The 25867-nt window shown below is 49.6% G+C and carries 22 protein-coding genes; 14 read left to right on the forward strand and 8 right to left on the reverse strand.

Annotation, left to right across the window (positions count from 1 at the left end):
• Positions 1–320, forward strand: a 320-nt coding sequence (tnpA, locus tag AYI96_RS18550) for an IS200/IS605 family transposase (protein WP_144362127.1), incomplete at its 5' end; no start/stop codon positions are given.
• A 187-nt stretch (positions 321–507) separates the two neighbouring features.
• A complete protein-coding gene (gene tpx, locus AYI96_RS18555) occupies positions 508–1044 on the forward strand; it encodes a thiol peroxidase (protein WP_233962797.1) in 537 nt (178 codons plus the stop codon).
• 45 nt (positions 1045–1089) lie between these two features.
• Here the strand turns inward: tpx and nfo are convergent, their stop codons facing one another.
• Positions 1090–1944, reverse strand: a complete 855-nt coding sequence (nfo, locus tag AYI96_RS18560; RefSeq protein WP_144362128.1) for a deoxyribonuclease IV — start codon at positions 1942–1944, stop codon at positions 1090–1092.
• 98 nt (positions 1945–2042) lie between these two features.
• Between nfo and AYI96_RS18565 the strand changes: the two genes are divergently transcribed.
• From AYI96_RS18565 to AYI96_RS18575, 3 genes are all read left to right on the forward strand, one after another.
• Positions 2043–4052 (forward strand): ATP-binding protein, encoded by a 2010-nt coding sequence (locus AYI96_RS18565; protein WP_260853030.1) that lies wholly within the window; start codon positions 2043–2045, stop codon positions 4050–4052.
• A complete protein-coding gene (locus AYI96_RS18570) occupies positions 4040–5137 on the forward strand; it encodes a response regulator transcription factor (protein WP_039034894.1) in 1098 nt (365 codons plus the stop codon). The genes AYI96_RS18565 and AYI96_RS18570 overlap by 13 nt, the downstream gene beginning before the upstream one ends.
• Before the next feature lie 238 nt (positions 5138–5375).
• Positions 5376–5918: a hemerythrin domain-containing protein gene (locus AYI96_RS18575; protein WP_039034893.1), complete on the forward strand. Its 543-nt coding sequence runs from the start codon at positions 5376–5378 to the stop codon at positions 5916–5918.
• Positions 5919–6005: 87 nt separating this feature from the next.
• On the opposite strand, the gene AYI96_RS18580 is transcribed toward AYI96_RS18575, so the two are convergent.
• The 5 genes from AYI96_RS18580 to AYI96_RS18600 all read right to left on the reverse strand — a co-directional run bounded on the left by AYI96_RS18580 (position 6006) and on the right by AYI96_RS18600 (position 13011).
• On the reverse strand, positions 6006–6188 hold the full coding sequence (locus tag AYI96_RS18580; protein ID WP_039034892.1) for a DUF3545 family protein: 183 nt from the start codon (positions 6186–6188) through the stop codon (positions 6006–6008).
• Positions 6189–6378: 190 nt separating this feature from the next.
• On the reverse strand, positions 6379–8016 hold the full coding sequence (gene pgi / locus AYI96_RS18585; RefSeq protein WP_144362129.1) for a glucose-6-phosphate isomerase: 1638 nt from the start codon (positions 8014–8016) through the stop codon (positions 6379–6381).
• Between the two features lie 38 nt (positions 8017–8054).
• A complete protein-coding gene (gene tal / locus AYI96_RS18590) occupies positions 8055–9008 on the reverse strand; it encodes a transaldolase (RefSeq protein ID WP_039034890.1) in 954 nt (317 codons plus the stop codon).
• Positions 9009–9253: 245 nt separating this feature from the next.
• Positions 9254–10357 carry an OmpA family protein gene (locus tag AYI96_RS18595; protein ID WP_039034935.1) on the reverse strand — a complete coding sequence of 368 codons (1104 nt, stop codon included), beginning with the start codon at positions 10355–10357 and terminating at the stop codon, positions 9254–9256.
• 287 nt (positions 10358–10644) lie between these two features.
• Positions 10645–13011 carry a phosphoketolase family protein gene (locus tag AYI96_RS18600; protein WP_039034889.1) on the reverse strand — a complete coding sequence of 789 codons (2367 nt, stop codon included), beginning with the start codon at positions 13009–13011 and terminating at the stop codon, positions 10645–10647.
• A gap of 428 nt (positions 13012–13439) precedes the next feature.
• Here AYI96_RS18600 and AYI96_RS18605 point away from each other — a divergent pair, with 428 nt between their 5' ends.
• Positions 13440–14927, forward strand: coding sequence for an alanine/glycine:cation symporter family protein (locus AYI96_RS18605; protein WP_039034934.1), 1488 nt, complete (start codon positions 13440–13442; stop codon positions 14925–14927).
• Positions 14928–15039: 112 nt separating this feature from the next.
• Entirely contained in the window at positions 15040–15816 is a 777-nt protein-coding gene (gene yaaA, locus AYI96_RS18610; protein WP_039034888.1) for a peroxide stress protein YaaA, read from the forward strand.
• 73 nt (positions 15817–15889) lie between these two features.
• Here yaaA and AYI96_RS18615 read toward each other — a convergent pair whose 3' ends face one another.
• The gene (locus tag AYI96_RS18615; RefSeq protein WP_144362130.1) at positions 15890–17293 is read right to left on the reverse strand and encodes a M28 family metallopeptidase; all 1404 of its coding nucleotides are present in this window, start codon (positions 17291–17293) and stop codon (positions 15890–15892) included.
• Between the two features lie 135 nt (positions 17294–17428).
• Between AYI96_RS18615 and AYI96_RS18620 the strand changes: the two genes are divergently transcribed.
• On the forward strand, positions 17429–17725 hold the full coding sequence (locus tag AYI96_RS18620) for an ArsR/SmtB family transcription factor (protein WP_025011907.1): 297 nt from the start codon (positions 17429–17431) through the stop codon (positions 17723–17725).
• 62 nt (positions 17726–17787) lie between these two features.
• Here AYI96_RS18620 and rpsT read toward each other — a convergent pair whose 3' ends face one another.
• On the reverse strand, positions 17788–18054 hold the full coding sequence (gene rpsT / locus AYI96_RS18625) for a 30S ribosomal protein S20 (protein ID WP_039034886.1): 267 nt from the start codon (positions 18052–18054) through the stop codon (positions 17788–17790).
• Positions 18055–18309: 255 nt separating this feature from the next.
• On the opposite strand from rpsT, the gene murJ reads away from it, so the two are divergent.
• The 6 genes from murJ (at position 18310) to ispH (ending at position 25639) form a co-directional block, all read left to right on the forward strand.
• Positions 18310–19869 (forward strand): murein biosynthesis integral membrane protein MurJ, encoded by a 1560-nt coding sequence (murJ, locus tag AYI96_RS18630; RefSeq protein ID WP_144362143.1) that lies wholly within the window; start codon positions 18310–18312, stop codon positions 19867–19869.
• Positions 19870–19934: 65 nt separating this feature from the next.
• The gene (ribF, locus tag AYI96_RS18635) at positions 19935–20870 is read left to right on the forward strand and encodes a bifunctional riboflavin kinase/FAD synthetase (protein WP_071238256.1); all 936 of its coding nucleotides are present in this window, start codon (positions 19935–19937) and stop codon (positions 20868–20870) included.
• 33 nt (positions 20871–20903) lie between these two features.
• The gene (gene ileS / locus AYI96_RS18640; RefSeq protein WP_071477007.1) at positions 20904–23729 is read left to right on the forward strand and encodes an isoleucine--tRNA ligase; all 2826 of its coding nucleotides are present in this window, start codon (positions 20904–20906) and stop codon (positions 23727–23729) included.
• An 11-nt stretch (positions 23730–23740) separates the two neighbouring features.
• Positions 23741–24256 carry a signal peptidase II gene (lspA, locus tag AYI96_RS18645; protein ID WP_025011911.1) on the forward strand — a complete coding sequence of 172 codons (516 nt, stop codon included), beginning with the start codon at positions 23741–23743 and terminating at the stop codon, positions 24254–24256.
• A 5-nt stretch (positions 24257–24261) separates the two neighbouring features.
• A complete protein-coding gene (gene fkpB / locus AYI96_RS18650; RefSeq protein WP_039034883.1) occupies positions 24262–24684 on the forward strand; it encodes an FKBP-type peptidyl-prolyl cis-trans isomerase in 423 nt (140 codons plus the stop codon).
• A gap of 1 nt (position 24685) precedes the next feature.
• The gene (ispH, locus tag AYI96_RS18655; protein ID WP_039034882.1) at positions 24686–25639 is read left to right on the forward strand and encodes a 4-hydroxy-3-methylbut-2-enyl diphosphate reductase; all 954 of its coding nucleotides are present in this window, start codon (positions 24686–24688) and stop codon (positions 25637–25639) included.
• Positions 25640–25867 lie beyond the last annotated feature (228 nt).

The following is a 25867-nucleotide window of genomic DNA, read 5'->3' on the forward strand; positions in this document are numbered from 1 at the left end:
GCTGTATTCACGTTTACAGTGAGCAACTTGGGTGCAAAGTAGTAGAGTTAAATGTTCAGGTAGACCATGTTCATTTAGTTATAAAAGTTCCGCCAAAGTTATCGATATCAAGACTGATGGGAGCGCTCAAAGGCAAAATAGCACTAAAACTATTTAGTAAATATCCATACTTGAGGAAGAACAAAATGTGGGGTAACCATTTTTGGCAGCGAGGATACTTTGTCGATACGGTTGGAATAAATGAAGAGATAATAAGGCGTTATGTCCGGCATCAAGAGAAAGAAGAAAAGCAGGAGCAAACTCAGTTAACGCTGGAGTAAACAACGCCCCCTTTGAGGGGGCATATACAAAGCCACCTTCTTCAGAAGGTGGATTCTTTACACCTGTGTCCGGATAATGCGCTATATTAGCCAGGGTGAATTTAAAGCTGGAGCGAGAGAGAAAACTATGTTGCAACTGACAAAGTGGAGTGTTGTGTGTGCATTGACCTTGGCAAGTGCCACGACTATGGCGGCAGAAGGGAAAGTGGCCGCCGAGGTCAGAATGGGGGGCCAGAGTGTCACTCTGATGGGCAAATTGCCCGAGCTTAACCAGCTTGCTCCAGGGTTTAAGGTGGTGGATGACAAGTTTTCCCCGGTGACTTTAAGTGACTTCAAGGGTAAGACAGTACTTATCAGTGCAGTTCCCAGTCTGGATACCGGCGTCTGTGCCCTGCAGACCAAGAGGTTCAATAAAGAGTTCAGCAAGTTTGATGATTCAGTGGTCATGTTGACCGTCAGTGAAGACTTACCCTTTGCCCAAAAACGTTTCTGCAAGGTGGAGAATGTTGATAAAATCAAGGTATTGTCAGACTCAGTCTGGCGCGACTTTGGTAATAAATATGGTCTGCTGATCCCTAGCCGAGGCTTGCTGGCCAGAGCGATATTTATCATAGATGCCAATGGCCAGCTCAAGTACCGTGAGTTGGTGAAGGATGTGTCTCACCATCCAGATTACGATGCGGCGCTCAAGGCCTTGAAAGAAATCAGCCAGGGGCAAACATAAGGCTAAGCACGCCATGTGTCGCTGCCCTTTGGCGCTGGCTTGGGGTCAGCGGCTAAGGCTTTTCAGCCAGGCTATTTCTTCGGGCCAGATCTCCGGGCGTATGGTTTCCAATATTAAGGGTATCCCCTTGGTGGCGGGGTGGCCGAGAATATACTCGAAAGCGGTTTTGCCTATTTCGCCCATGCCCAAGGAGTCGTGGCGGTCGACCCGGCTGCCGAGTCCCGTCTTGCTGTCGTTGAGGTGCATGCCCTTGAGGTATTGAAAGCCCACGATACGGCCAAATGCGTCAAAGCTTTCCCGGCAGCTTTCCTGAGTACGAATGTCGTAACCTGCGGCAAACATATGGGCGGTATCCAGGCAAACGCCGACTCGGGATTTATCCTCAACCCCGTCTATGATCTGCGCCAGTTGTTCAAAGCTGTGTCCCAGGTTGGAGCCTTGTCCTGCGGTATTTTCGATGACGGCACAAACACCATCACAAGCTGCCAATGCGAGGTTGATTGAATCGCTGATGTTACGCAGACAGTGGTTCTCACTTATCTGTCGCAAGTGGCTGCCGGGATGAAAGTTCAGCAAGGTTAATCCCAATTGTTTGCAGCGAAGCATCTCATCGACAAAGGCGTCGCGGGATTTTTCCAGCAGCAAGGGATCCGGATGTCCCAGGTTAATCAGATAGCTGTCGTGGGGCAGAATCGCCTCGGGTCTGAAGCCCAACTGTTGGCAGTTTTCCTGAAAGGCGGCGATGGAATGCTCGGTTAAAGCTGCTGCCTGCCAGCGTCGTTGATTCTTGGTAAATAGTGCAAAGGCACTGGCCCCTATCTTGTGGGCATTGAGCGGAGCATTTTCCACACCACCTTGGGCGCTGACATGGGCTCCAACCCATCTTTCCTGACTCGTCACCCAGGCCTCTCTATATATTTGGCAAGCTGGATAAGTCGCTAATATTGCAAACTTGTCTATGCTTGAATGACTGAAAAACAACGGAAAGGGACTTTAACGTGTTTTCCTCTGCGGCTCAAACCGAATTCCCTGGCGATTGGTCTCGACTGTTGATTGAACTGGCTAAATTGCAATTGGGTTTGACCCGGGGACAGGATGTATTGCCAGCCCTGTGTCAGACCCTGGTACATGCCTCAGGGGCAGAGGCTTTGTTGATGGTGGAACGCTCAGAATTGGGTGCCAATGATATGTCGGAATCAGTCACCTGCTGGTGTCGGGATCCGGTTATCTATCTGACACTTTGGAGCAGTGTTAATCAATGGGCCAAAGGAGCGAGCCAACAAGAGCTTCATCAATGGCAGAAGTTTACTGTCTGGCCCATCAAAAATTCAGAACTATTGTTGTTTTTCCATTCATCGGCTCCCGGTTGGTTTGAGTCTTTGGCTGCATGTCAGGCCAATATCGGCCCCTTGGTGGGGGCCATCTATCAATGTCAGCTCAGCCGTAGTTCATCACAGTCGGCAGAGGATGAACTCTGCTTCAAGGCCGTTATAGACGGTGCCGACAGTTTATTACTGCTATTTAGTCTCGAACCTGAGCGAGAACTTATCCTTTACGCCAACCCGGCGGCCACCGCTGTGACCTTATATGCCAACCGGGAGTTGGTTGGCGCCAATTTAACCGGCCTGTTGTTTGAAGGCGAAGAAAGTGACTCCTTCAAAGAGCAGTTGCGCCGCAAGGGCTGTTATAGCGGGGAACTTTGGTGTCATAAAGGCGATGGCGGCAGGGAGTTATTGCATCTCAACTGTTATTGTATTTCCCGAAGTCGGCGTATATACGCCGTTATAGGTCGCGATTACAGCGAGCAGCATCAGTTGCAACAGGCCGTGGCCAGAACCCAGAAGATGCAGGCCATAGGGGAGTTGGTCGGCGGCATAGCCCACGACTTCAACAATATTCTAGGGGTATTGAAGGGCAACCTGGAGTTAATGCAGCTTAAAGTCTCTGATCCTAAAGCTGAAAAATACCTCAATACCGCCTTTAAGGCCTGCCAGCGAGGCACAGATTTGACCCGCAGACTGTTGTCGTTTTCGCGCCAGGAACAGTTCAATGCCGAGCCTTGCCAGGTCAATGAGGTGATTGAAGGTTTGCAGGAGTTGTTTGCCAAGTCCTTGACCAGTCAAATAACCCTGAGTATTGAGCTGGCACCGGATAACAAGCCTGTGATGCTCGAAAAAGGTGATCTGGAAGACGCCTTATTGAATCTGCTGCTCAATGGCCGCGATGCCATGGAGGGCAAGGGAGAGCTCAAGATCCGTACCGGCAGTTGCTACTTGAGTGGTTATCTGCCCGGGATCGCCATAGGCAAGACCCAGGTGGAGCCTGGGCATTATGTATGGATCAGTGTGATTGATGGTGGCAGTGGTATTCCAAAAGCCTTTCAGGACAAGGTATTCGACCCATTTTTTACCACCAAGGACAAGAGTAAGGGCACAGGTCTTGGACTGGCTATGGTGTACGGTTTTGTTAAACGTTCCAAGGGTTATATCGCCATCTTGAATACGGGGTCGAGTGGCACTGAGTTCAGATTATGGTTTCCGCAGAGTCGAAAACTGACCCTTGAACCTCAGTTTGGCTCTTACACAAGTGAAGTGCCCAGGGTGCGGCGGCCTTTGAAGGCAATCGTAGTGGATGATGAGCCGGAGATGTTGGCGGTGATGGCTGACTATTGCGATTTACTGGGGATTGAAGTGGAGTTGTTCCACGACCCCCTCACTGTGCTGCAACGTTACGAGCAGCAGCGTTGTGATGCCGAGCTTCTTATCACAGATGTGTTGATGCCTGGTGGTATCAACGGCTACGAACTGGCACAAAAACTCAATGTTAAACACTCTCTGCTGGTGTTGCTGATCTCCGGCTTTATCCAGAACATAGGTATTTCCAGCGCCGATGAGATGCCGTTTCCGGTACTGCATAAACCCTTTGATCTGACAGGACTGACTCTGGCACTCAAGCAGGTGGGAATTAGGTTTGCTGATGACAGTAAGGGAGATTTATGGACAATTTAACTGTCTGGGTGGTGGATGATGATCTTGATTATCTGGCTTTGATAGAGGAAGTCTTGCAGGATGATTACTCAGTCCAAGTTTTCGACTCGGCAGCTGCTTATTTGGCAGCGTTGGAGTCGGCGACACCGGAAATCATCCTGATGGATATCAATCTACCGGATTCCAGCGGTGTGGACCTCTGTGCTCACTTGCAATCACAGGGGCGGGAGGCGTCAGTGGTATTTGTTTCCGGTATGAATACTCTTAATGAGCGTCTTAAAGCTTATGAGGCCGGGGCGGTGGATTTCATCGCCAAACCCTTTGAGCTGAAAGAGCTGTTGGCCAAGGTTCGCAGCGTGGCGCAATATCAGCAGCGCAAACAGTCTCTGATGCAGGCTGAGTCCATGTCGAGAAACATGGCGTTTCAGTCCATGAGTGAATCGTCCCAATATGGCTGTGTGTTGCAGTTCTTCCGCCAGTGTTTTCTTTGCAGCAACTACCGTGCTCTTGCCGATGCTTTTTTTGAACTGATGACTCAGCTCAACCTCAATACCTGTCTGAAAATACGCACAGACAGCGCCGAGTATTTTGTGCCGGACAACACCCAGATAAGCCCGATAGAAGCCAATATTTTTGAGCTTTTGGACAAACAGGGACGCCTATATGACTTTGGTAATCGAACCATGTGCAACGACAAGCATGTGTCATTCTTGATCAAGAATATGCCGGTCGAGGATGAGGTGTTGTACGGCCGACTCAGGGACGTGATAGCCGTTGTGGTCGAAGGATTGGAGGCCAGGGTATTGGATATAGAGCGCCAGCAGATGCTGCGTCGGGTGATGGATAGGTTGCACCTGTTGATGAAACAACTGGGTGATTCCATGCAGCAACAGGATCAACGCTTTTGCGATACCTTATCTGGGATCACTACTGAAATTCGCAGCAGCTTTCATGTGCTGGACATGACAGAAGAGCAGGAGAGTTACTTTACCTCAATGGTCGAGCGGCACCTGCGTGAAGCCAGCTCTGCCGGTGAGGCATTTAATCGTATCCGCAGTTCTCTCAAAGGAATGTTGGCGATGATGGAGGAAAGTCTGCGGGGCTGATATGCTTGCTAAAGCTTGGATAAGAGCCAATAACAGTATGGCCGGATAGCCTCACTGGACAAACATTGGTTAGAGAATAGGTGTTGTATTTATCACTAATTTATGAATTGTTGATTTAGAAGGTTATTTTCCTTGATCTTTATCATGTCCCTGGAAAACATCTATGGTTAGTATTGAGTAATCTTTGGCCTGTTTACTACTATTACCTAGAAAGGCCCGACTTAAGATGGAGTGCCCTATGCTGCAAAGATTGATGAATGACCACAAGCATATTGCCATATTGCTGAAGTTGCTAAAGGGGAAATACCAGAAGCTGGCCGAAGGTGAGCATGTCAATTTTAATCTGGTACGGGATGTTGTTGAGTACATGCAGGGCTATGCTGAACATAGCCATCATCCGCTAGAAGATATCATTTACGACTACTTTCTTATCAAGGAAAGTCGTACCGAGCCGACCAGGCGCCTTGAACAGGAACATCAAAAGCTGATTGATGCCTCATCAACCTTGATGGCGACCCTTAACCTTATTCTCAACGATGTCGTCGTGGCCAAGGAAAAATTGGTTACTGAATTAAAAGAGTATGTGGATTTGCAAGAGAAGCACATGCTATACGAGGAGCGGGAAATTTTTCCTCTGCTTGCCAAGAGCTTGCAGGATGAGGACTGGCAGAAGATCCAAAGTATGTGTGAATTGAAGTTGATAGAGGATCCATTGTTCAGCAGCGATGATAACCAGTTGTTTGATGAGTTGAGAAACTACATTCATACTGCCGATAGATAATTTTGGTAGTGTTTAGAAATCCGTGTCACACTCGTCAGCGATTAACAAAAAAGAGCGCCAAGCGCTCTTTTTTAATGTCTCTCATATTCAGAGGAGGTTGTCGATATCATAATTAAAACTGCTGTCTATCTCCTGTAACTCCTTCAGCAGGCGATGTTTGTCTTTCAGTGCTTCAATCTCTCGCCATTTGCGCTTCTTGCTGGAGCTTCGAGAGCGGCTTGGTCTTTCAACGACTTCATCTAGCGCACTACCATAATCCAAACGATCCATGGCAACCTCCTTTGTTGTATGTTTTATCAACACTTAAATATCATACTTGGCAAACAGGGTGCAAGAATAATGTTTCTATTTTGTTAAAGTTGGATGATGCTTTGATGAAGGTGTATAGACAAGATGGCAGGCAAAAAAAATACCAGCCAGTGGAGTTGGCTGGTATTTATTGATTTTTAAGCTGAAAAGGCTATATTTTAGCTTTTCTAAAGAGGTTGATCAGAGCATTGCTGGAAGCATCCAGATCCTGACTATCTTGTTCTGCACCGATACGCGACAGCACTTCATTTCCCAGCGTTTTACCCAGCTCAACTCCCCATTGATCGAATGAGTTGATATCCCAGATAGCACCCTGAACCAAGGTTCTGTGCTCGTAGAGAGCAATCAAGGCGCCCAGGGTAAGTGGGGTCAACTTGTCCATCAACAGGGTATTGCTCGGCTTGTTACCTTCCATAACCTTATGTTTGGCAATAAGCTGTTTCTCAGCTTCTGAGAGTGGGCTGTCGGCCAGTTCGGCCAAGGCTTCATCAAAGGTTCGTCCCTGCATCAGCGCCTGGGTCTGACCAAAACAGTTGGATGCCAGCTGAGCGTGATGCTCACCGATAGGATTATGGCTTTGCAGCGGCAGAATAAAGTCAGCCGGGATCAAGGCCGTACCTTGGTGCAACAGCTGGTGGTAGGCGTGTTGGCCATTGGTGCCTTCTCCGCCCCAAATAACCGGCCCTGTGCTGTAATCCACCGAATCGCCGTCCAGAGTGACGGACTTGCCGTTACTCTCCATATCCAGCTGTTGGAAATAGGCCGGAAGCCCTCTGAGGTAGTGATCATAGGTCAACACCACGTGGGACTGGGCATTGAAGAAATTGTTGTACCATACAGAGAGCAGACCCATGATCACCGGCATATTCTGCTCAAGAGGTCTGGATGCGAAATGTACATCCATTGCTCTGGCGCCGGCCAACAGTGCCTTGAAGTTATCCATGCCTATCAAGGCGGCTATGGGCAAACCTATGGCCGACCAGAGAGAATAGCGCCCGCCAACCCAATCCCACATTGGGAAGATGTTGTCTTCATCTATGCCAAACGCCGTTGCCTTGGCAACATTGGAGGTAATGGCCGCAAAGTGCTTGCTTATATCCTGCTGTGAACCGCCTTTGGCCAGGAACCATTCTTTGGCGCTGAGGGTGTTGGTCAGGGTTTCCTGGGTGCCAAAAGACTTTGACGACATCAGGAACAGGGTGGTTTCAGGATCCAGCTCCTTCAGTTTTTCAGTGATGGCTGTGCCATCGACATTGGCGACGAAGTGGCATTGGAGTTTACCGTTCCAATAGGGACGCAGAGCCTCGGAGATAATCTTGGGGCCGAGGAAGGAACCGCCAATTCCGATGGAGATAAGATCTGTGATTTTCTTGCCGGTATAGCCGCGCCACTGACCTGAATAGAGCGATTCGACAAAAGTCTCCATTTGAGCCAGGGTTTGCTGAATTTCAGGGACCACATTGACGCCATCGACACGAATATCCGCATCGGTCGGAGCTCTCAGGGCTGTGTGCAACACAGCACGTCGCTCTGTGGTATTGATTGCTTCACCGGCAAACATAGCTGCTATTTTTTGTTCAAGTCCGGCTTCTTGGGCGAGCTTGAGTAACTCCTGCATAACGGCCTCAGTGAGGCGGTTCTTGGAGTAATCCAACAGCAGTCCACAATCTTTAATCGACAGTTGATCAAAGCGCTGCGGGTTTTCGGCAAAGAGTTCACGCATGTGAGGCAGATCTGCACTCATCGCCTTGAGAGTCTGCCAGGTAGCAGATTGAGTCAAATGTGTCATGAGTAGTCCCTGATCTTCAGTTTCAAAACAATCCTTGATTAGCTCAGTTTAGCCTTGAGCATGGTCTCTAGTTTGCCCTGATCTATAGCAAAGTTACGGATACCTTCGGCCAGTTTTTCCACTGCCATGGGGTCTTCGTTGAACTCCCAGCGGAACTCTGCCTCGGTCAATGGCTTGGGTGGCTCTTGGGTTTCAGTAGCCGGTTGCAGCTTGGTTACTATCTGGATGTCTGAGTTGGCCAGCTCTTCGAGCAAAGATGGGCCTATAGTCAGACGATCACAGCCGGCTAGCTCAATGATTTCACCTGTGTTACGGAAACTGGCGCCCATAACCACTGTCTTATAACCATGCTGTTTGTAATAGTTGTAAATCTGGGTTACTGAGATTACGCCAGGATCTTCACTGGCGCTATAATCCTTGCCGGTATTTTTCTTATACCAGTCGAGAATGCGGCCGACAAAAGGTGAGATCAGGTAAACTCCTGCTTCTGCGCAGGCTCGGGCCTGGGAGAAGCTAAACAAGAGTGTCAGGTTGCAGTTGATACCCTTTTGCTCCAGTTCCTTGGCGGCGCTGATACCTTCCCAAGTGGAAGCCAGTTTGATCAGAATGCGAGACTTGTCGATACCGGCCGCTTCATAGAGTTTTACCAGCTTGTTGGCCTTGGCGATTGAGCCGGCTTTATCGAATGACAGGCGAGCATCTACTTCGGTTGAAATCCGTCCCGGTACCAGCTTGAGAATTTCCACCCCTATGTTGACCGCCAACTTATCTGCGGCGTCTTCCAGTTGTTGCTGTGGATCCTGGCTCTGAGCTTTAGCCCAGGAAATTGCATCATCGATCAGCGGTGCATATTCCGGGATTTGCGAGGCTTTGAGGATCAGCGATGGGTTGGTGGTGGCATCCTGTGGATGATAGAGTTTGATCGCCTCAATGTCACCGGTATCAGCAACTATGGTTGTAACGGATTTGAGTTGCGTGAGTGTGTTTGCCATGAAAAACATCCTTCTCAGATTGCGGCCGTTTACGCGGAAATTGCATGACGCTATTAAAAGCGATTTTGCCTCTGTTTCCAACCAGGATTGAAAAAAAATTACAAAAATGGTGAGAAATTGTCAATGAAGGCCGTTGTCGGTTAAAGGAAGTGTACTCCCATAGCCGAGGGAATTCTAATGACAAAAAAGAGTGAAAAATAAAAAAGTCGCTGCAGGGCAGCGACTTTTTCAGAAGAAGTTCAGTTTTACTTCAGCAGAGCTTCTTTTTCTTTAAAGCTCAGGAGAGCTTCGATACGGCGGTTAACCTTGTTGGCTTCAGCAGAAGAACCCTGCATCAGCGGCTGGCTTTCACCGTAGCCCTTGGCGTTGATACGGCTGGCATCGATGCCATACTGCTCAACCAGTACTTTGGCAACGGCGTCGGCGCGCTTCTGAGACAGCCACTGGTTGTAATCGGCTTTACCAGGCAGAGAGGCGTGGCCGGCGATTTCCAGATCAGCTTTAGGATACTTGCTCATAAAGTCAGCAACTTTCTGGATTTCAGCCATAGAGTCGGCTTTCAGTACAGATGAGTTGTTATCGAACTGAGCTTTAACTTCCAATGTTTCCAGTTTTTCAACATAGATAGAGCAACCGTTGGCATCTACCTTGTGGTTGGCTGGTGTGTTTGGACACTGGTCCATATCGTCGTTGACACCGTCGTTATCGCTGTCAACTGGTTCTACGACCACTGGAGCGACTACAGGAGCTGGTTTTGAAGTGCTGCCGAAACGGTAGCTCAGTTCAAGACCCCAGTAGTTGCTTTCCATCGCCAGAGTGTTCCACTTTTCTTCGTCGAGGTTTTCATAACGACGATACTTGGCGGCCAGTTTCAGGTTCTCTGTGATGTTGTAACCGATACCAGCACCGAAGTAAGGCGCAACACCGCTATCGCTGTAGTACTCGCTACCCCATTGTCTGTTATTGGAAATGTGGTAGTTCATGGCACCAGCTTCAGCAGACAGGCTCCACTTATCAGCGAAAGGCCAGAAAGCCACTAGGCCCAGAGTGGCGCCCTTGACACCTACGTCGTTGAGTTTATTGCTGTAGTCGGTCCATTCGGCACGACCTAAATCGCGGTAACCCAGTTCTACACCGAAGTAATCGTTGAACAGGTAACCTGCAAATACGTCCCAAGCATATGGATCGTCTTCACCACAGGTTTTCATGGTTTTCTGATCACAGTTAGGTTCGTAGTTGTTTACACCGAGGCCAGCACCGACATACCATGGGCTGAGCTCGTCTGCTGCAGATGCTGCAAAAGGCATCATAGATGCAAGCAACAATACTTTAAATGTCTTATTCATCATGTTCTCCAAGTCCATTGCTATTTAATTACCCATATGTCCCGTATAGGAAACACGACTAGCACTTAATGTGGGGTTCCGTTTAGTGTTTTAGCTAGCTGGCTCAATTATCCATTGAAATACAGCAATTTTCCACTTTTCAAGCGATAATTTTATTGTTCATTATTTGTGCTGTCTGGTTTTTTAACAATTGAAACTAAAGAAAAAGCGCCTGTTAGAAGGCGCTTTTTTATTTTTGCAAAACAATTTCTTAACTAAAATTTTTGCTTTTTGTTTAGCTAAGGTTCAGCTTAGCGGGTCCAAATCCAGTTTTCGATATACTCAGGATCTACACCATTGGCTTTGATATAGTTTCTATGGTCAACCAAACGTTGCAGCATATCTGTGGTAATCGCAACGTGACGGGTTTCATCAATAACACCTTGCTGGAATAATTTGTAAGCCATATCTATTACCAGGTGATAACGAGAAGTACCGTTACGTACACCCATATCAAATGGGGTGGTGGTTGAGCCTTCTTCTTCATAACCTTTAATTCTGAATCTATGACTACCTTTGTAATCGAAGATCAGTTTTTTGATGGTGTTTGGATAACCGTGATAGTTAAATACCACACCTTTGTCTTCGGTAAATATCTCATCCATCAACCAAGGTTTTTCCTGGAATTTAAGGCTACCCAGGCCACTGCTGTGTAATTCTGTGACGCTTACAAAGCGGATACGCACTCTTGGCAGTAATTCGCGGATTAATACCAATGCCGCCATACATTCCTGAGTCACATAGTCACCACAACCTGCCAGGACGACATCCGGGTTTTCATCAGAGGCAAAATCCCACACCATTACACCTTCTTTGGCTTGTTTACGGGCCTCATCAAGGCTCAGCCATTGCGGCAGCTCTTTCTTACCGGCGACAAGAATATTCAATTTGTCACGGTCGGCGAAAGCTCGCTCTGTGTAAACCAAAGTGGTGTTGGCATCGGCTGGCAGGTAAGCCGAGATTATCTTGGGGTGTTTCTCAAGCATGGCCCCCAGGAAAGAAGGATTCTGGTGAGAATAACCGTTGTGGTCCTGACGCTCCAGCAAAGAGGAGAGAACTACGTTACAGGCCGGCAGCGGCTTGCGGAAGTGAACCCCTTGGCTGGCATAGACATACTTACAGTATTGGTCGGCCATGGAAGACACTACCTGAGAGAAGGATTCATAGGTAGGGAACATGGCGTGACGGCCGGTGACAGTGTAGCCGTGCATCATACCGAACAGCAGGTTTTCGGACAGTAGTTCCATAACCCGACCATCGCGGCTCATATCTTCATCCCAGCTTTCAATCGGCCATTGCCAGGCACGATCTGTGGCTTCAAATACCGCTTGCAACTGGTTGGAGTAAGTTTCATCCGGGCTGAAGATCCGCAGGTTGCGCTGGTCTTTATTAAGACGGAAGGCTTCGCGCATCCATTGGCCCATTTTCAGCATGGAATAGCCACGATGGCCTCTTGGGACTTCAGGGCCGTAGGCCAGTTTGGATAGGTCAGGATTGCTGAGGGCGCGTACCACTTCACCGCCATAGCTCATCTTTTGACGGCCACAGCAGAGTTCTGCAGGTGGCAACAGCGACTGGATGTCTTTGTCGAAGATTATCTGGTTCTGCTCGTTGATTGAGTAGAGTTCAGAGAATTTATAGCTGTCTAGCCAGCCATCCAATGCGGCCAGATGACCTTTGTCGGTGGCGCATTTGTTGACAATTACCTGGTGAGACTCGCAGTTGCCTTCGAGTTTTTTGCCATCGTATTCGGGAACACCTGTCCAGCCTTTGGCGGTGCGCATCAGGATCACCGGCCAGCGTGGCTTAACCACATCTTCACCATTGCGGGCACGCTTCTGGATGTCGTTGATCATCTCGTAAGCTGTATCCATCGCCTTGGTCATCTGCAGGTAGACATCTTCTTCCTGCTCGCTGTCCACTATGATGGGATGGTAACCCAGGCCTCTGAATTCAAGTTCCAGCTCTTCGTGGCTCATGCGTCCCATACGGGTAGGGCCGGAAATCTTGTAACCATTAATATGAACAATCGGCAGTATGGCACCGTTGGTGGCGGGAGAAACCAGGCGGTTGGCATACCAGGATGCAGCCAGTGGGCCGGTTTCAGATTCGCCGTCACCGACAAGCACTGCGGCAATCAAGTCTGGATTATCCAGCACGGCACCCCAGGCAACAGACAAGGAGTAGCCCAGCTCGCCCCCTTCAAGGATTTGTCCCGGAGCTTCGGGGTTGGCATGTGAAGGGTAACCGTAAGCGGCGGAGAATTTACGACAGATATCTTCAATACCGGTTTCGTTGTAGGGGATGGTTTCTGGATAGAAGTGGCTTAGAGAGCCTTCGAGGAAGAGGTTGGCCTGTACAGCGGGGAAACCGTGACCTGGGCCGACCAGATAGAGGAACGGGCGCTTGTGCTTGGTAATCAATCTGTTCACGTTAGCGTATACAAAGTTGATCCCCGGGCAGGTTCCCCAATGGCCCAAGAGCCTTGGCTTTATATCACTGTGTTGTAACGGGCGTTTGTACAATACATTGTGCTTCAGGTAAATCTGTGAGGTTGCCAGGAAGTTAGTGGCCCGGACAAATTTCTTCAGTGCACCTATCTCTTGCTTTTGGGTCATATCGTGCCTCGCTTGAGCTAGCTAAAAGTGAATCAGATTATCTTGTGGCTACTATATTTGTAGTTTTATTACAAAAACGTGCCCAACATCCAAGTTTTGAAAGTTTGTTTAGCTGGTGGTTTTTTTAGAAAATTCGTGTGACACCATTGTTGTTCAAGTTAAAACTCTAGTTTGTTCTGGTATTTTTATGGTGAATTTACTGTCGGTCGAGTGATTAAGTGTGATCTTGATCACGCGGTATTTTCAAGTTCCTATGCTATTTTCTTCGCCCTCAAGCCCGGTCGGCATACCTTGGGGTATGTAGGATAATTCGAAAAGAAACTGGCCGACGCTTATCCTTTTTCATTCAGGAAGGAATCTTAACCACAAACTTGGCGATATACCGTCAGAGATGGGCCAGGTTTGTCACGGGAAAGCTTACAATTATGATAATAGAAACCATAGTCGATTTTTTGAACTCTCTGCTTTGGGGAAAACTATTGGTCTATGCCTTGGTGGGCGCTGGCTTGTACTTCACTCTAAGGCTTTTGTTCATTCAGCTTACTCACCTGGGGCATTCTGCCAAGGTGATGGCTACCAGTAGGCAGGGCTGTGACAGCGGCTTGTCTTCATTTCAGGTATTTTGTACCAGTATGGCCGCCAGGGTCGGTGCCGGTAATATGGCCGGGGTGGCCGTTGCCATAGGTGCCGGTGGCCCTGGTGCTGTTTTTTGGATGTGGCTTATCGCTCTGTTGGGTATGGCTACGGCCATGATTGAGTCGACTTTGGCTCAGATCTATAAGGTAAAAGATAAAGATGACCAGTTTCGTGGCGGCCCCTCCTATTATATGGAAAGGGGGCTTGGCCAGCGCTGGATGGGGATTCTCTTCTCCGTATTCTTGATCATTGCCTTTGGTTTGGTTTTCAATGCCGTTCAGGCCAATACCATTACGGGAGCATTGGAAATTGTGTTTGATGTCAAAGAGGCTTACTGGTTTGACATTAAAGCAACTTATTGGATAGGTATTCTGCTGGTGATCACCAGTGGCTTGGTCATCATGGGTGGGCTGCGTAAAGTTGCGCGGGTATCCGAGGTAGTTGTACCTATTATGGCTTTTGCTTATATCCTGATCGCCTTGGTCGTTGTCGGGATGAATATTGAGCAATTGCCGACCATTCTCAAACTGATAGTCAACAGCGCCTTCGGTTGGCAAGAGGCCGCTGCCGGTGGGGTGGCTTATACTGTGGCTCAGGCGATGCAGTCAGGGATAGCCCGCGGTTTATTCTCCAACGAGGCGGGTATGGGGAGTGCTGCCAACGTCGCTGCCAGCGCCTCACCGACACCAAACCATCCTGCTTCCCAAGGGTTTGTACAGATGATAGGAGTGTTTATGGACACTATTGTTATCTGTAGTGCAACAGCCGCAATAATCTTGCTGGCTGGCGATCTCAGCAGTGTTAATATCGGCGAGGGGGACAAAGGGATCCAACTGACCATAGCGGCTTTGACCACTCATGTTGGAGATTGGGGTGGCTTTTTTGTTGCCTTTGCCATCTTACTGTTTTGCTTCACCTCAATAATCGCCAACTACTCTTATGCCGAAACCAATGTGCTGTTCCTTTCCAATAATAGCCGTAAAGTGTTGCCCCTGTTCCGCTTGTGCGTACTAGGCATGGTGATGTTTGGAGCTGTGGCGAAAATAACCTTAGTATGGAATTTGGCCGATCTTTCCATGGGCTTGATGGCGACAGTCAACATCATTGCCTTGGTACTGCTTTCCGGTATTGCCATGCGGGTGATTAATGATTACCGCGATCAGTTGAGTGAAGGCAAAGAACCTGTGTTTGATAAGAGCAAGTTTCCTGAGCTTGAAGAACATATTGAAGAGGGTATCTGGACCGGTGAACCTGTGGTTCGCAGTGGCAAAGGCTGGTAACTGAAACCGGCCCCAGATTGGGGCCATCGGAAAAACCACGCTATCAATGCGTGGTTTTTTTATTTACTGCCAGTATCATGGGCAGTTCTATACCAAATAAGACGGAGTGAATATGCTGATTTTGGTTTCACCGGCCAAGACGCTGGATTATGACAACCCGGCGGCGGTATCTGAATACAGCCTGCCACAGTTTCTCGAGCACAGCAGCGAGCTTATTCAGGTTTGCCGGGAGCTGACCCCAGCCAATATTGCTTCTTTGATGAAAGTCAGTGACAAAATTGCCGGCTTAAATGCCGCCAGATTCGCCGAGTGGCAGCCTGATTTCACCCCGGAGAATGCCAAGCAAGCACTCTATGCTTTCCGTGGTGATGTATATACAGGTCTGGATGCAGACAGCCTTGCCCCGGAAACGGTTGCTCGGGCTCAGCAGCATCTGCGTATTTTATCCGGGCTCTATGGTCTCTTGAGGCCCCTGGACTTGATGCAAGCCTATCGGCTGGAAATGGGTACCTCTTTGGTGAATCCCAGGGGCAGTAACCTGTACGCCTTTTGGGGCGATATCATCACAGATGCCATCAATCAGGCATTGGCTCAGCAAGGGGATGATATTGTGGTGAATTTGGCGTCCAACGAGTACTTCAAAGCGGTTAAACCCAAGCAGGTTGCCGGACGTATTATCACGCCTGTATTCAAAGACTGTAAAAATGGTCAGTATAAGGTAATAAGCTTTTACGCCAAGAAGGCCAGAGGCATGATGGCTCGTTACCTGTTGGAGCAAGAGGAACAGAGTCTGGAGCGATTAAAGGCATTTAACAGCGCCGGCTATTATTACAGTGAAGCCGAGTCCAGCCCTGGCTCCCCTGTGTTCCTGCGGGAAGAACAGAGCTGATACCCTTTCCCGCTATATAAAGATAAGAAAGCCGTTCATTATTGAACGGCTTTTGGCTTCTAAAGCGTGTGATTTACTGCTTGGCAGGCAGCGGTCGCAGTTCCAGTTCAGACTGTGCCATCAAATAGGCGAACTGGGCATAGGCCGCAACGTTTTGTGCCAGCGCCTTGGGATCTATCTTGTCCAGGGTATCGTTGGGGGTGTGGTGGTAGTCAAAGTAATCGGTACCATCCTGGCGCAGGGAGGCCACAGGAACGCCACTGGCCGGCAACATGGAAACATCCGGACCACCATAGGCACTGTTGTCACCGGCGGCAACGCCGTTTTGTTGCATCACCTGGGTCAGTTGCTGTAGTTTGGGCAGCACTTGCTCATTGACCTGAAAGTCGATGCGGTAGATAGGGCCAGCCCCGAAATCCGATTCGGCGGCGATATAGTGTTTATCCAGTTCTGCAGCGTGGGCCTTGGCATAAGCCTTGCCACCAACCAAGCCTATCTCTTCGGCGGCATAGAGCACGACACGTATCGTCCGAGCCGGCTTTTCCGGCAAATCTTGAATAAGCTTAGCGGCCGCGGTGACAATCGCGACCCCGGCACCGTCATCTATAGCGCCCGTGCCTTCATCCCAGGAGTCCAGATGAGCCCCTATCAGTACGATTTCATCTGGCTTGCTGCTACCGGTGACTTCGGCGATGACGTTATAGGAAATGGCGCTGCCCTTGTTCTTGGGAGACATCTTCAAAGAGAGGGTTATATCGGCAGAACGCTTGAGCATGGCATTGACCAGATCGGCATCCGGCGCTGACATGGCCGCCGCCGGGATCCGCTTTAAGCCTTCTTCATAACGCATGGTGCCGGTATGGGCCATACGGTCATGATCTGTACCTATTGAACGGATAACTATTGCCAGGGCACCTTTTCGCGCAGCCTCTATAGCGCCTCGTGAGCGGCCCCCTACGCTCTTGCCATAACCTTTACCTGTCTTGTGTCGCTCGGTTTTCTGATCGATAAAGACAATTTTGCCGGCAACATCATCAGGGTTGGCTTCTTTAAGTGTAGCGAGGCTGTCAAAACGCACTATCTTGGCCGTGATACCTTCAGTAGGAGTGGCCACACTACCTCCCAATGCCGTGATAACCAGAGGCTGTTGGAAGGGGGTCACTATGCTGGCACTGGCTTCACCGCGTTCCCACACCGGAACTTCCACAGCTTCTTTATAAACACGGTCAAAACCCAGTGACTGTAGCTTTTTCTCCGCCCAGGCAACCGCCACGGCGTCTTTTGGGCTACCAGCCAGGCGAGGGCCGACTTCCACAGTTAAAGATTCCACAATTTGAAAGCCGAGGTCAGAACTGAGGGCTTTTTGCTGCAATGACTCAGCAAGCAGTTGATTTGTATTGGAAGGTGAGGGGGATTGACAGCCAATAAGTGATGAAATCAACAGTGGAAGTAACAGGGCGGTTCGATAGCTTTTCATGTGTTTCCTTTGTTTTTATTAGGTATGTCCCATTTTTGAAAACAATCTAACAAAAAGTGTGCTTTATGTCCCGACTATCTCCGTAAGGCAAGGCTATATTAGGGACGGAGTTTGTATTAGGAGAATAGGCTCGTCATGAATATTGAGTTGATGCAGCAGCGAGCGGACCATGCCGTCGTGTTATTGAAGGCGCTGGCCAATGAGAGGCGTTTATTTATTCTGTGCTATCTCCTGAGTGAGGGAGAGATGTGCGTTGGGGAAATGAACAAGAAACTGGGATTGAGTCAGTCGGCTTTGTCTCAGCATCTGGCTTGGTTGCGTAAAGACAATCTGGTGGCCACCCGCAAAGAAGCCCAGACAGTGTACTATTCGCTCAAGAGTGAAGAAGTGCGCGAAATCATCAAGCTGTTGAATAACATCTATTGTCATTGATGTTATTGAATTTTAGATATAAAAAAACCGGCAATGCCGGTTTTTTTTATACAGGTATCGAATTAAGCAGCCAGTGCTTTGATACGAGTGTTCAGACGAGCCTTATGACGGGCAGCCTTATTCTTGTGGATCAGGCCTTTGGTTGCCATACGGTCAAGAATGGGTTGTGCAACAGCGAAAGCTTCAGTAGCCGCTTTGTGATCGCCAGCTTTGATAGCAGCGATAACTTTTTTCACGTAGGTACGCAACATAGAGCGACGGCTAGCGTTGTGTTGACGACGCTTTTCTGATTGAAGCGCGCGCTTCTTTGCAGTCTTGCTATTAGCCAAGGTGCAACTCCTAAAAACTGGATTTGATACTTTTAAAGGCCGAGGAGAATGCCCGGTTTTCGTCACTTTGTCAATGACAATGATTGAATATCCATCATAAAGATAAATTAATCCAACCTGATTTGGCTATCCTCAACCCAACTCGTGTAAGATGTGGCGCAATTCTACCAGCAATTGCTGGCATGTGACAGAGCTTAAGTGGAATTTTTGAGACTTGCCGCCGTTTATGGCGGCTTGAGTCTTCTGGGGGAATATTTGAGCAAAAAATTGGTACGGTCCGGCGCTATCGTCAGCGTCATGACCTTGATTTCCCGTGTATTGGGATTAATACGGGATGTGGTAGTCGCCAACTTGATGGGCGCGGGCAGCAGTGCCGATGTGTTCTTTTTTGCCAACAAGATCCCTAACTTTTTGCGGCGATTGTTTGCTGAAGGTGCTTTTGCTCAGGCCTTTGTACCTGTATTGACTCAGTATCAGGAGAAAGAGTCCAGCGAAGAGGTCAAACTCTTATTATCAAAGGTAGCCGGTACCTTGGGGTTATTGGTAACAGTCGTGACCTTGATTGGGGTTTTGGCTTCGCCAATATTGACCGCTTTGTTTGGTGCAGGCTGGTTTATGGCCTGGGTTAATGATGAGCCTGACGGCGCCAAGTTTGAACTGGCTTCGTTAATGTTGAAGATCACTTTTCCCTATCTTTGGTTTATCACTTTTACCGCCTTGGCCGGCTCGATTCTCAATACCCGTGGCCGTTTTGCCGTTTCGGCCTTTACTCCGGTATTTCTCAACGTCGCCATTATCGCTGCAGCTCTGTGGTTGAGTCCTACCCTGGATAAGCCTGAAATCGGTTTGGCCTGGGGGGTGTTCTTCGGTGGTGTGATTCAGTTTTTGTTTCAAATTCCTTTTCTGCTGCAGGAAAAAGCGCTGGTCAAGCCCTCTTGGGGCTGGAATCATCCCGGGGTGGTTAAAATCCGCACTTTGATGATCCCGGCGTTATTTGGGGTTTCTGTGTCACAAATTAACCTGCTGCTGGATACTTTTATCGCCAGTTTTCTGGTTACAGGCTCCATCAGTTGGCTCTATTATTCGGATCGCTTGTTGGAGTTCCCGCTGGGGTTATTTGGTATTGCCATTGCTACCGTTATTTTGCCTGCTCTTTCCAAAAAACACGTTAATGCAGAGGGGGAGGGGTTTGATCGCACTATGGATTGGGGGGTTCGCGCCATTCTGCTGCTGGGTTTACCGGCCATGATGGGGCTGATTGTATTGGCTCAGCCCATGTTGATGGTGCTTTTTATGCGTGGTGCCTTTAGCGTCAATGACGTGGAAATGGCTTCCTATTCTCTGGTGGCCTACGGCTCAGGTTTGTTGAGTTTTATGCTGATCAAGGTGCTGGCGCCCGGATATTATGCTCGTCAGGACACCAAGACACCTGTGCGTTATGGCATCATTGCTATGGTTAGCAACATGGGTTTCAATATTATTTTTGCCGTGCCATTTGGGTATGTAGGACTGGCCATTGCTACTTCTCTGTCTGCTTTACTCAACGCGTCTCTTCTATATCGCGGTTTGCATCTGGCTGGTGTATATAGAGTTAGTAAGCAAACTATTATCTTTTTTATCAAGGTCTTATTGGCAACGGCGGCAATGGTTTGCCTGTTAATTTACTTTTCACCAGAGCAGGCGCAATGGCTTGAGTGGTCGTTTGTTGAGCGATTCGCTCATCTGTTTTCCCTGATACTCGGCGGTGCTTTAGGGTACTTTATGGCATTGGTACTGTTTGGGATCCGTCCGTGGCGGCTCAAAGCCCGGAACTGAGGGCTGATTCTGCTGCCGAGCTGTTATATAATCCGCCAATTTACGTTTGAGCAGTCATTGATTTCATGGAACTGATTCGCGGAATACACAATATATTGCCGGCCCATCGCGGTTGTGTGCTGACCATAGGTAACTTTGATGGTGTACACAGGGGCCATGCCGAAGTGATAGCCAATCTGGTCAAAAAGGCGCGTCACTTTGGTTTGCCGGCCACCCTGATGACATTTGAGCCGCAACCGCAGGAACTGTTTCGCGGCCAGGATGCCCCTGCGCGCTTGAGCCTGCTTCGTGATAAGGTCAGGTTGCTTGCTGAACTGGGAATAGACAGACTTGTGTGTGTCAATTTCAATCAAAAGTTTGCCCAGATGCCGGCCAAGGAGTTTGTCGAAGAGTTGCTGGTGCGTAAACTTGGGGTCAAGTATCTGGTGGTCGGTGACGATTTCTGTTTTGGACGGGCGCGTCAGGGCAACTTTGAGCTGCTTCGCACTGCCGGTGAACAACACGGTTTTGCGGTAGTCAGTACCCAAAGCTTTTTGGTTGGCGATCACAGGGTCAGTTCCACCATGGTCAGAGAAGCACTGGCCAAGGGCAATCTTGATCAGGCCAGACGTTTATTGGGACATCCCTATACTCTCAGTGGTAAGGTGGCACATGGCAAAAAGCTGGGCCGGACGCTAGGATTCCCCACAGCCAATATTGCCATGAAGCGTAAAGTGGTTCCCGTGAGGGGCGTTTTTGCGGTCAGGCTCTGGTGGGATGGTAGCGAACAATACGATGGCGTTGCCAATGTGGGTTTTCGCCCCACGGTTCAGGGACAAAACTGCCAGTTGGAAGTGCACCTGTTTGACTTTGAAGGTGACCTCTACGGGCGTAAAGTAGAAGTGGAATTAGTGGCCAAGATCCGTGACGAGAAACCGTTCGAGTCCCTTGAGGCACTTAAGAAACAAATAATGAATGACGCTGATGAGGCTCGCGCCTTACTCAGCAATGAAGCAGGCTGAGCTCTCTTAGCTAAATTAATGGTATTAGGATCAATGAGCGACTATAAATCAACTTTGAATTTGCCGGAAACCGAGTTTCCGATGCGTGGTAATTTGGCAAATCGCGAGCCAGAGATGTTGAAACGCTGGACCGAGGAGAATCTGTACCAACAGATCCGTGATAGCCGTATTGGCCGCAAGCTTTTCATTCTGCACGATGGCCCTCCATATGCGAATGGCGATATTCATATTGGTCACTCAGTTAACAAGATCCTCAAAGATATTATTATCAAATCCAAGACCTTGTCGGGGTTTGATGCGCCTTATGTGCCAGGTTGGGACTGCCATGGTCTGCCGATTGAACTCAAGGTAGAACAGAAAGTTGGTAAGCCTGGACAGAAAATTTCTGCCGCCGAGTTTCGTGACGAGTGCCGTAAGTATGCCGCCAAACAGGTGGATGGTCAGCGCAATGACTTTATCCGTCTCGGCGTACTCGGTGACTGGTTCAAACCTTACCTGACCATGGATTTCAGCACTGAGGCCAACATCATTCGCTCATTGGCTAAAGTGATCGACAACGGCCACCTGCACAAAGGGGTTAAGCCGGTGCATTGGTGTACCGACTGTGGTTCTGCCCTGGCCGAAGCCGAAGTGGAATATGAAGACAAGACTTCACCGGCCATAGACGTGGCCTTTGCCGCCGTGGATAAGGCTAAAGTGCTAGCTGCTTTCGGGGTTACTGAGTATCAAGCGCCAGTCTCCATGGTTATCTGGACTACTACTCCCTGGACCTTGCCTGCCAACCGCGCTTTGTCACTGAGTCCTGATTTGGACTATGTGCTGGTAGAGATTGAGTCTGAAGAAGGTGCCAAGCAAGCGGTTATTCTGGCGGAAGCCCTGCTGGAAAGCTGTATCACCCGTTATGGTGTCAAGAGCCATCAGCTCCTGGGTCGCGCCAAAGGTGCCGAGCTTGAGTTGATGCAGTTCCAACATCCTTTCTATGATTTCAGTGTGCCGGCGATCCTTGGCGATCACGTGACCACAGAGTCCGGTACCGGTGTGGTACACACTGCCCCTGGACACGGTCAGGACGACTTTGTGGTTGGCCAGAAGTATGGTTTGGAAGTGGCTAACCCTGTAGGTGATAACGGCGTTTACAAGGCAGATACCCCGCTGTTTGCCGGCAAGCACGTGTTCAAGGCCAATGATGAAATTGTAGCGCTGCTGCAGGAAAAAGATGCCTTGCTGCACCGCGAAGCTTATCGTCACAGCTACCCTCACTGCTGGCGCCACAAGACTCCTATTATCTTCCGCGCCACACCGCAGTGGTTTATCTCCATGGATAACAAAGGGCTGCGTACTCAAGCTATGGGTGAAATTGAGCAAACCCAGTGGATCCCGGATTGGGGACAGAGCCGGATTGAGAAGATGGTCGAGAACCGTCCTGACTGGTGTATCTCGCGCCAACGTACCTGGGGCGTGCCTATCACTCTGTTTGTTCACAAGGAAACCGAAGAGCTGCATCCAGACAGCGTGGCTTTGATGGAGCGTGTTGCTCATCGCATTGAGCAGCAGGGCATTCAAGCCTGGTGGGATCTGGATGAGTCTGAACTCCTGGGTGAAGATGCAGCACAGTACCGCAAGGTGACCGACACTCTGGATGTTTGGTATGACTCAGGTTCTACCTTCTCATCAGTGGTTGCCGCCCGCCCTGAATTCCAGGGGCAGGGAATTGACCTCTACCTGGAAGGCTCGGATCAGCACCGTGGTTGGTTCATGTCATCACTGATGATTTCAACCGCCATGAACGGCAAGGCACCTTACAAGCAGGTACTGACCCACGGCTTTACCGTGGATGGCAAGGGCCGCAAGATGTCCAAGTCTATCGGCAACGTGATTGCACCACAGCAGGTAACCAACAAACTGGGCGCCGATATTCTGCGTCTGTGGGTGGCTTCTACCGACTACAGCGGTGAAATGACGGTATCCGATGAGATCCTTAATCGTAGCGCCGATGCTTATCGCCGTATCCGTAACACCGCCCGCTTCCTGCTGGCTAACCTGAGCGGTTTTGAACCAGAGACAGACATGATTGCCATCGAAGACATGGTGGCACTGGATCGCTGGGTGGTGCGCCGCGCCGCCAAACTGCAGGAAGAGTTGCTGGAAGCCTATGATGCCTACAACTTCCATATAGTGACCCAGAAGCTGATGCAGTTCTGCTCGGTTGAATTGGGCAGCTTCTATCTGGATATCATCAAGGACAGACAGTATACCGCCAAGCGTGATGGTCACGCCCGTCGCAGCTGTCAGTCGGCTCTGTATCTGATTGCCGAAGCCATGGTGCGTTGGGTGGCCCCGATTCTTAGCTTCACTGCCGATGAAATCTGGCAGTTGCTGCCCGGTAAGCGTGACGCCTATGTGTTTACTCAGGAATGGTACCAGGGCCTCAAGGCTGTCCAGCTGGACTCAGATTTGAGTGATGAATACTGGGCACAGTTGCTGCAGGTTCGTGATGAAGTCAACAAGGCACTGGAGCAAGGCCGCCGCGATAAGCTGATCGGCGGCGCGCTGGAAGCCGAGGTGACTCTGTTTGCCGATGCGGCGCTGACTGAAGCTTTGGCCAAACTGGGTGACGAGCTGCGCTTTGTGCTGCTGACCTCCAAAGCCGTGGTTAAGCCGCTTGCCGATGCGCCTGCCGCTGCCCGTGAAACTGAGCTGGCATCACTTAAGCTAAGCGTTGCCAAGTCAGAAGCGGCCAAGTGTGATCGCTGCTGGCACCACAGAGAAGACGTTGGCCAGATCGCCGAGCATCCGTTGCTGTGTGGCCGCTGTGTGACCAATATCGAAGGAGAAGGTGAACAGCGCCTGTTCGCCTGAGGATAATAAACATGCCCGCAGACTGGAAACAAAGTGGCCTGCGCTGGTATTGGGTGGCTGTGTTGGCCTTTTTGGCTGACCAGCTGTCCAAACAGTGGGTATTGGGGAACTTCAAGCTGTATGAGTCGGTGCAGCTGTTGCCTTTCTTTAATCTGACCTATGTGCGTAACTATGGTGCCGCCTTTAGCTTTCTCAGTGATGCCGGTGGCTGGCAGCGTTGGTTGTTCACTGCCGTCGCTGTCGGCTTCAGTGTGTTGCTGACCGTTTGGCTCAGACGGCAATCGGCTGGATTGTGGCGCCTTAACCTGGCTTACACTCTGGTGATTGGCGGCGCACTGGGAAATCTTGTTGATCGCCTGATGCATGGCTTTGTGGTGGACTTCCTCGATTTTTACTGGAAAACCAGTCATTACCCGGCATTCAATATCGCTGACTCGGCTATCTGTGTTGGCGCAGTCCTGATCATCTGGGATTCATTTTTCGGCGGTGACAAGGCCGCAGCCAAGCAGAATGAAGCCAAGGAGTAACGCAGATGTCTGATGTAAAATCCCTCTTGTGCCACCTTAATATATTGCTGGAAGACGGCTCGACTGCTGACAGTACCAAAGCCTCCGGTAAACCTGCCAGGCTCAATATTGGCGACGGCAGTCTGAGCCCGGCGTTTGAAGCTGAGCTTCTTGAGCTGAAAGCCGGCGATAATCACAGCTTTACCTTGGCCCCAGCCGATGCTTTCGGCGAGTCCAATCCCGACGCCATTCATCACTTGGATCGCACTCGCTTCCCGGCAGATATGACGCTGGAACCCGGTGTTATAGTCAGCTTTGCTGGCCCTGGCGGCAGTGAAATACCCGGAATAGTGAGGGAGATAGCCGGTGATTCTGTCACTGTGGATTTGAACCATCCGCTGGCGGGCCACCAGGTGACCTTTGAACTGGAAGTATTGCAGGAGCTTTGATATGTCAGTAGCAAAATCTACCGGTCTTAACATATTACTGGCCAATCCCAGAGGCTTCTGTGCCGGTGTTGACCGGGCTATCAGCATAGTGGAACGGGCGCTGGAACTCTTTTCCCCGCCTATCTATGTGCGCCATGAAGTAGTGCATAACCGTTATGTGGTTGAAGATCTCAAGCAGCGGGGGGCGATTTTTGTCGATGAACTGGATCAGGTGCCCGACAACAGCATAGTGATTTTCAGTGCTCATGGGGTGTCGCAGGCGGTGCGCAATGAAGCCAAGCGTCGTGGTCTTAAGGTGTTTGATGCCACTTGTCCTCTGGTGACCAAGGTGCATCTGCAGGTGACCCGCGCCAGTCGCAAGGGTATTGAGTGCATTCTTATCGGTCATGCCGGCCATCCCGAAGTGGAAGGCACCATGGGGCAGTACGATAACCCTGAAGGGGGAGTCTATCTCATTGAGTCTCCGGCCGACGTGGATGCATTGCAGGTGAAAGAGCCGGACAACCTTTGCTTTGTTACCCAAACCACGCTGTCGGTGGATGATACCCTGGATATTATTGCCGCGCTGCAGAAGCGGTTCCCTTCGATTGAAGGGCCCAGGAAAGACGATATCTGCTACGCGACCCAAAACCGTCAGGATGCGGTACGTAAAATGGCCCAGGATGTGGACTTGCTGATTGTGGTTGGCTCCAAAAACAGCTCCAATTCCAACAGACTGCGGGAATTGGCGCTCAAGTCTGGCACTCAGGCCTATCTGGTCGATAACGCCGATGATGTAGAACGTGAGTGGTTTGATGGTGTCAGCAAGGTTGCGGTTACTGCCGGGGCTTCTGCTCCTGAGGTGTTGGTGCAGCAGGTTGTTGAGGCTATAGCTAAATTGGCGCCGAGCGTGGTGACCGAAGTGGAAGGGCGCAAGGAAGATACCGTATTTGCCGTACCGGTTGAGCTAAGGTAAGAAACCGCGAGTTTATCGCGCTTATTTAAGCGAACAGCATTTTAAAAAGAGGCTATCTAAGCCTCTTTTTTTTATGGAAAAAATACTTCTTATCAGGCTTGAATTTATTAGCGATACTTGTTACTGGCGATTTACATTCGACTCAACTATCATTAACAGGTATTATTGTTGCGTTTAGCTAACTATAAGATATTAAAGAACTAATAGGCTGAATTTATTGTCAAAAAC

The sequence above is a fragment of the Shewanella sp. MSW genome, assembly GCF_007636515.1.
GTDB lineage: Bacteria > Pseudomonadota > Gammaproteobacteria > Enterobacterales > Shewanellaceae > Shewanella > Shewanella indica.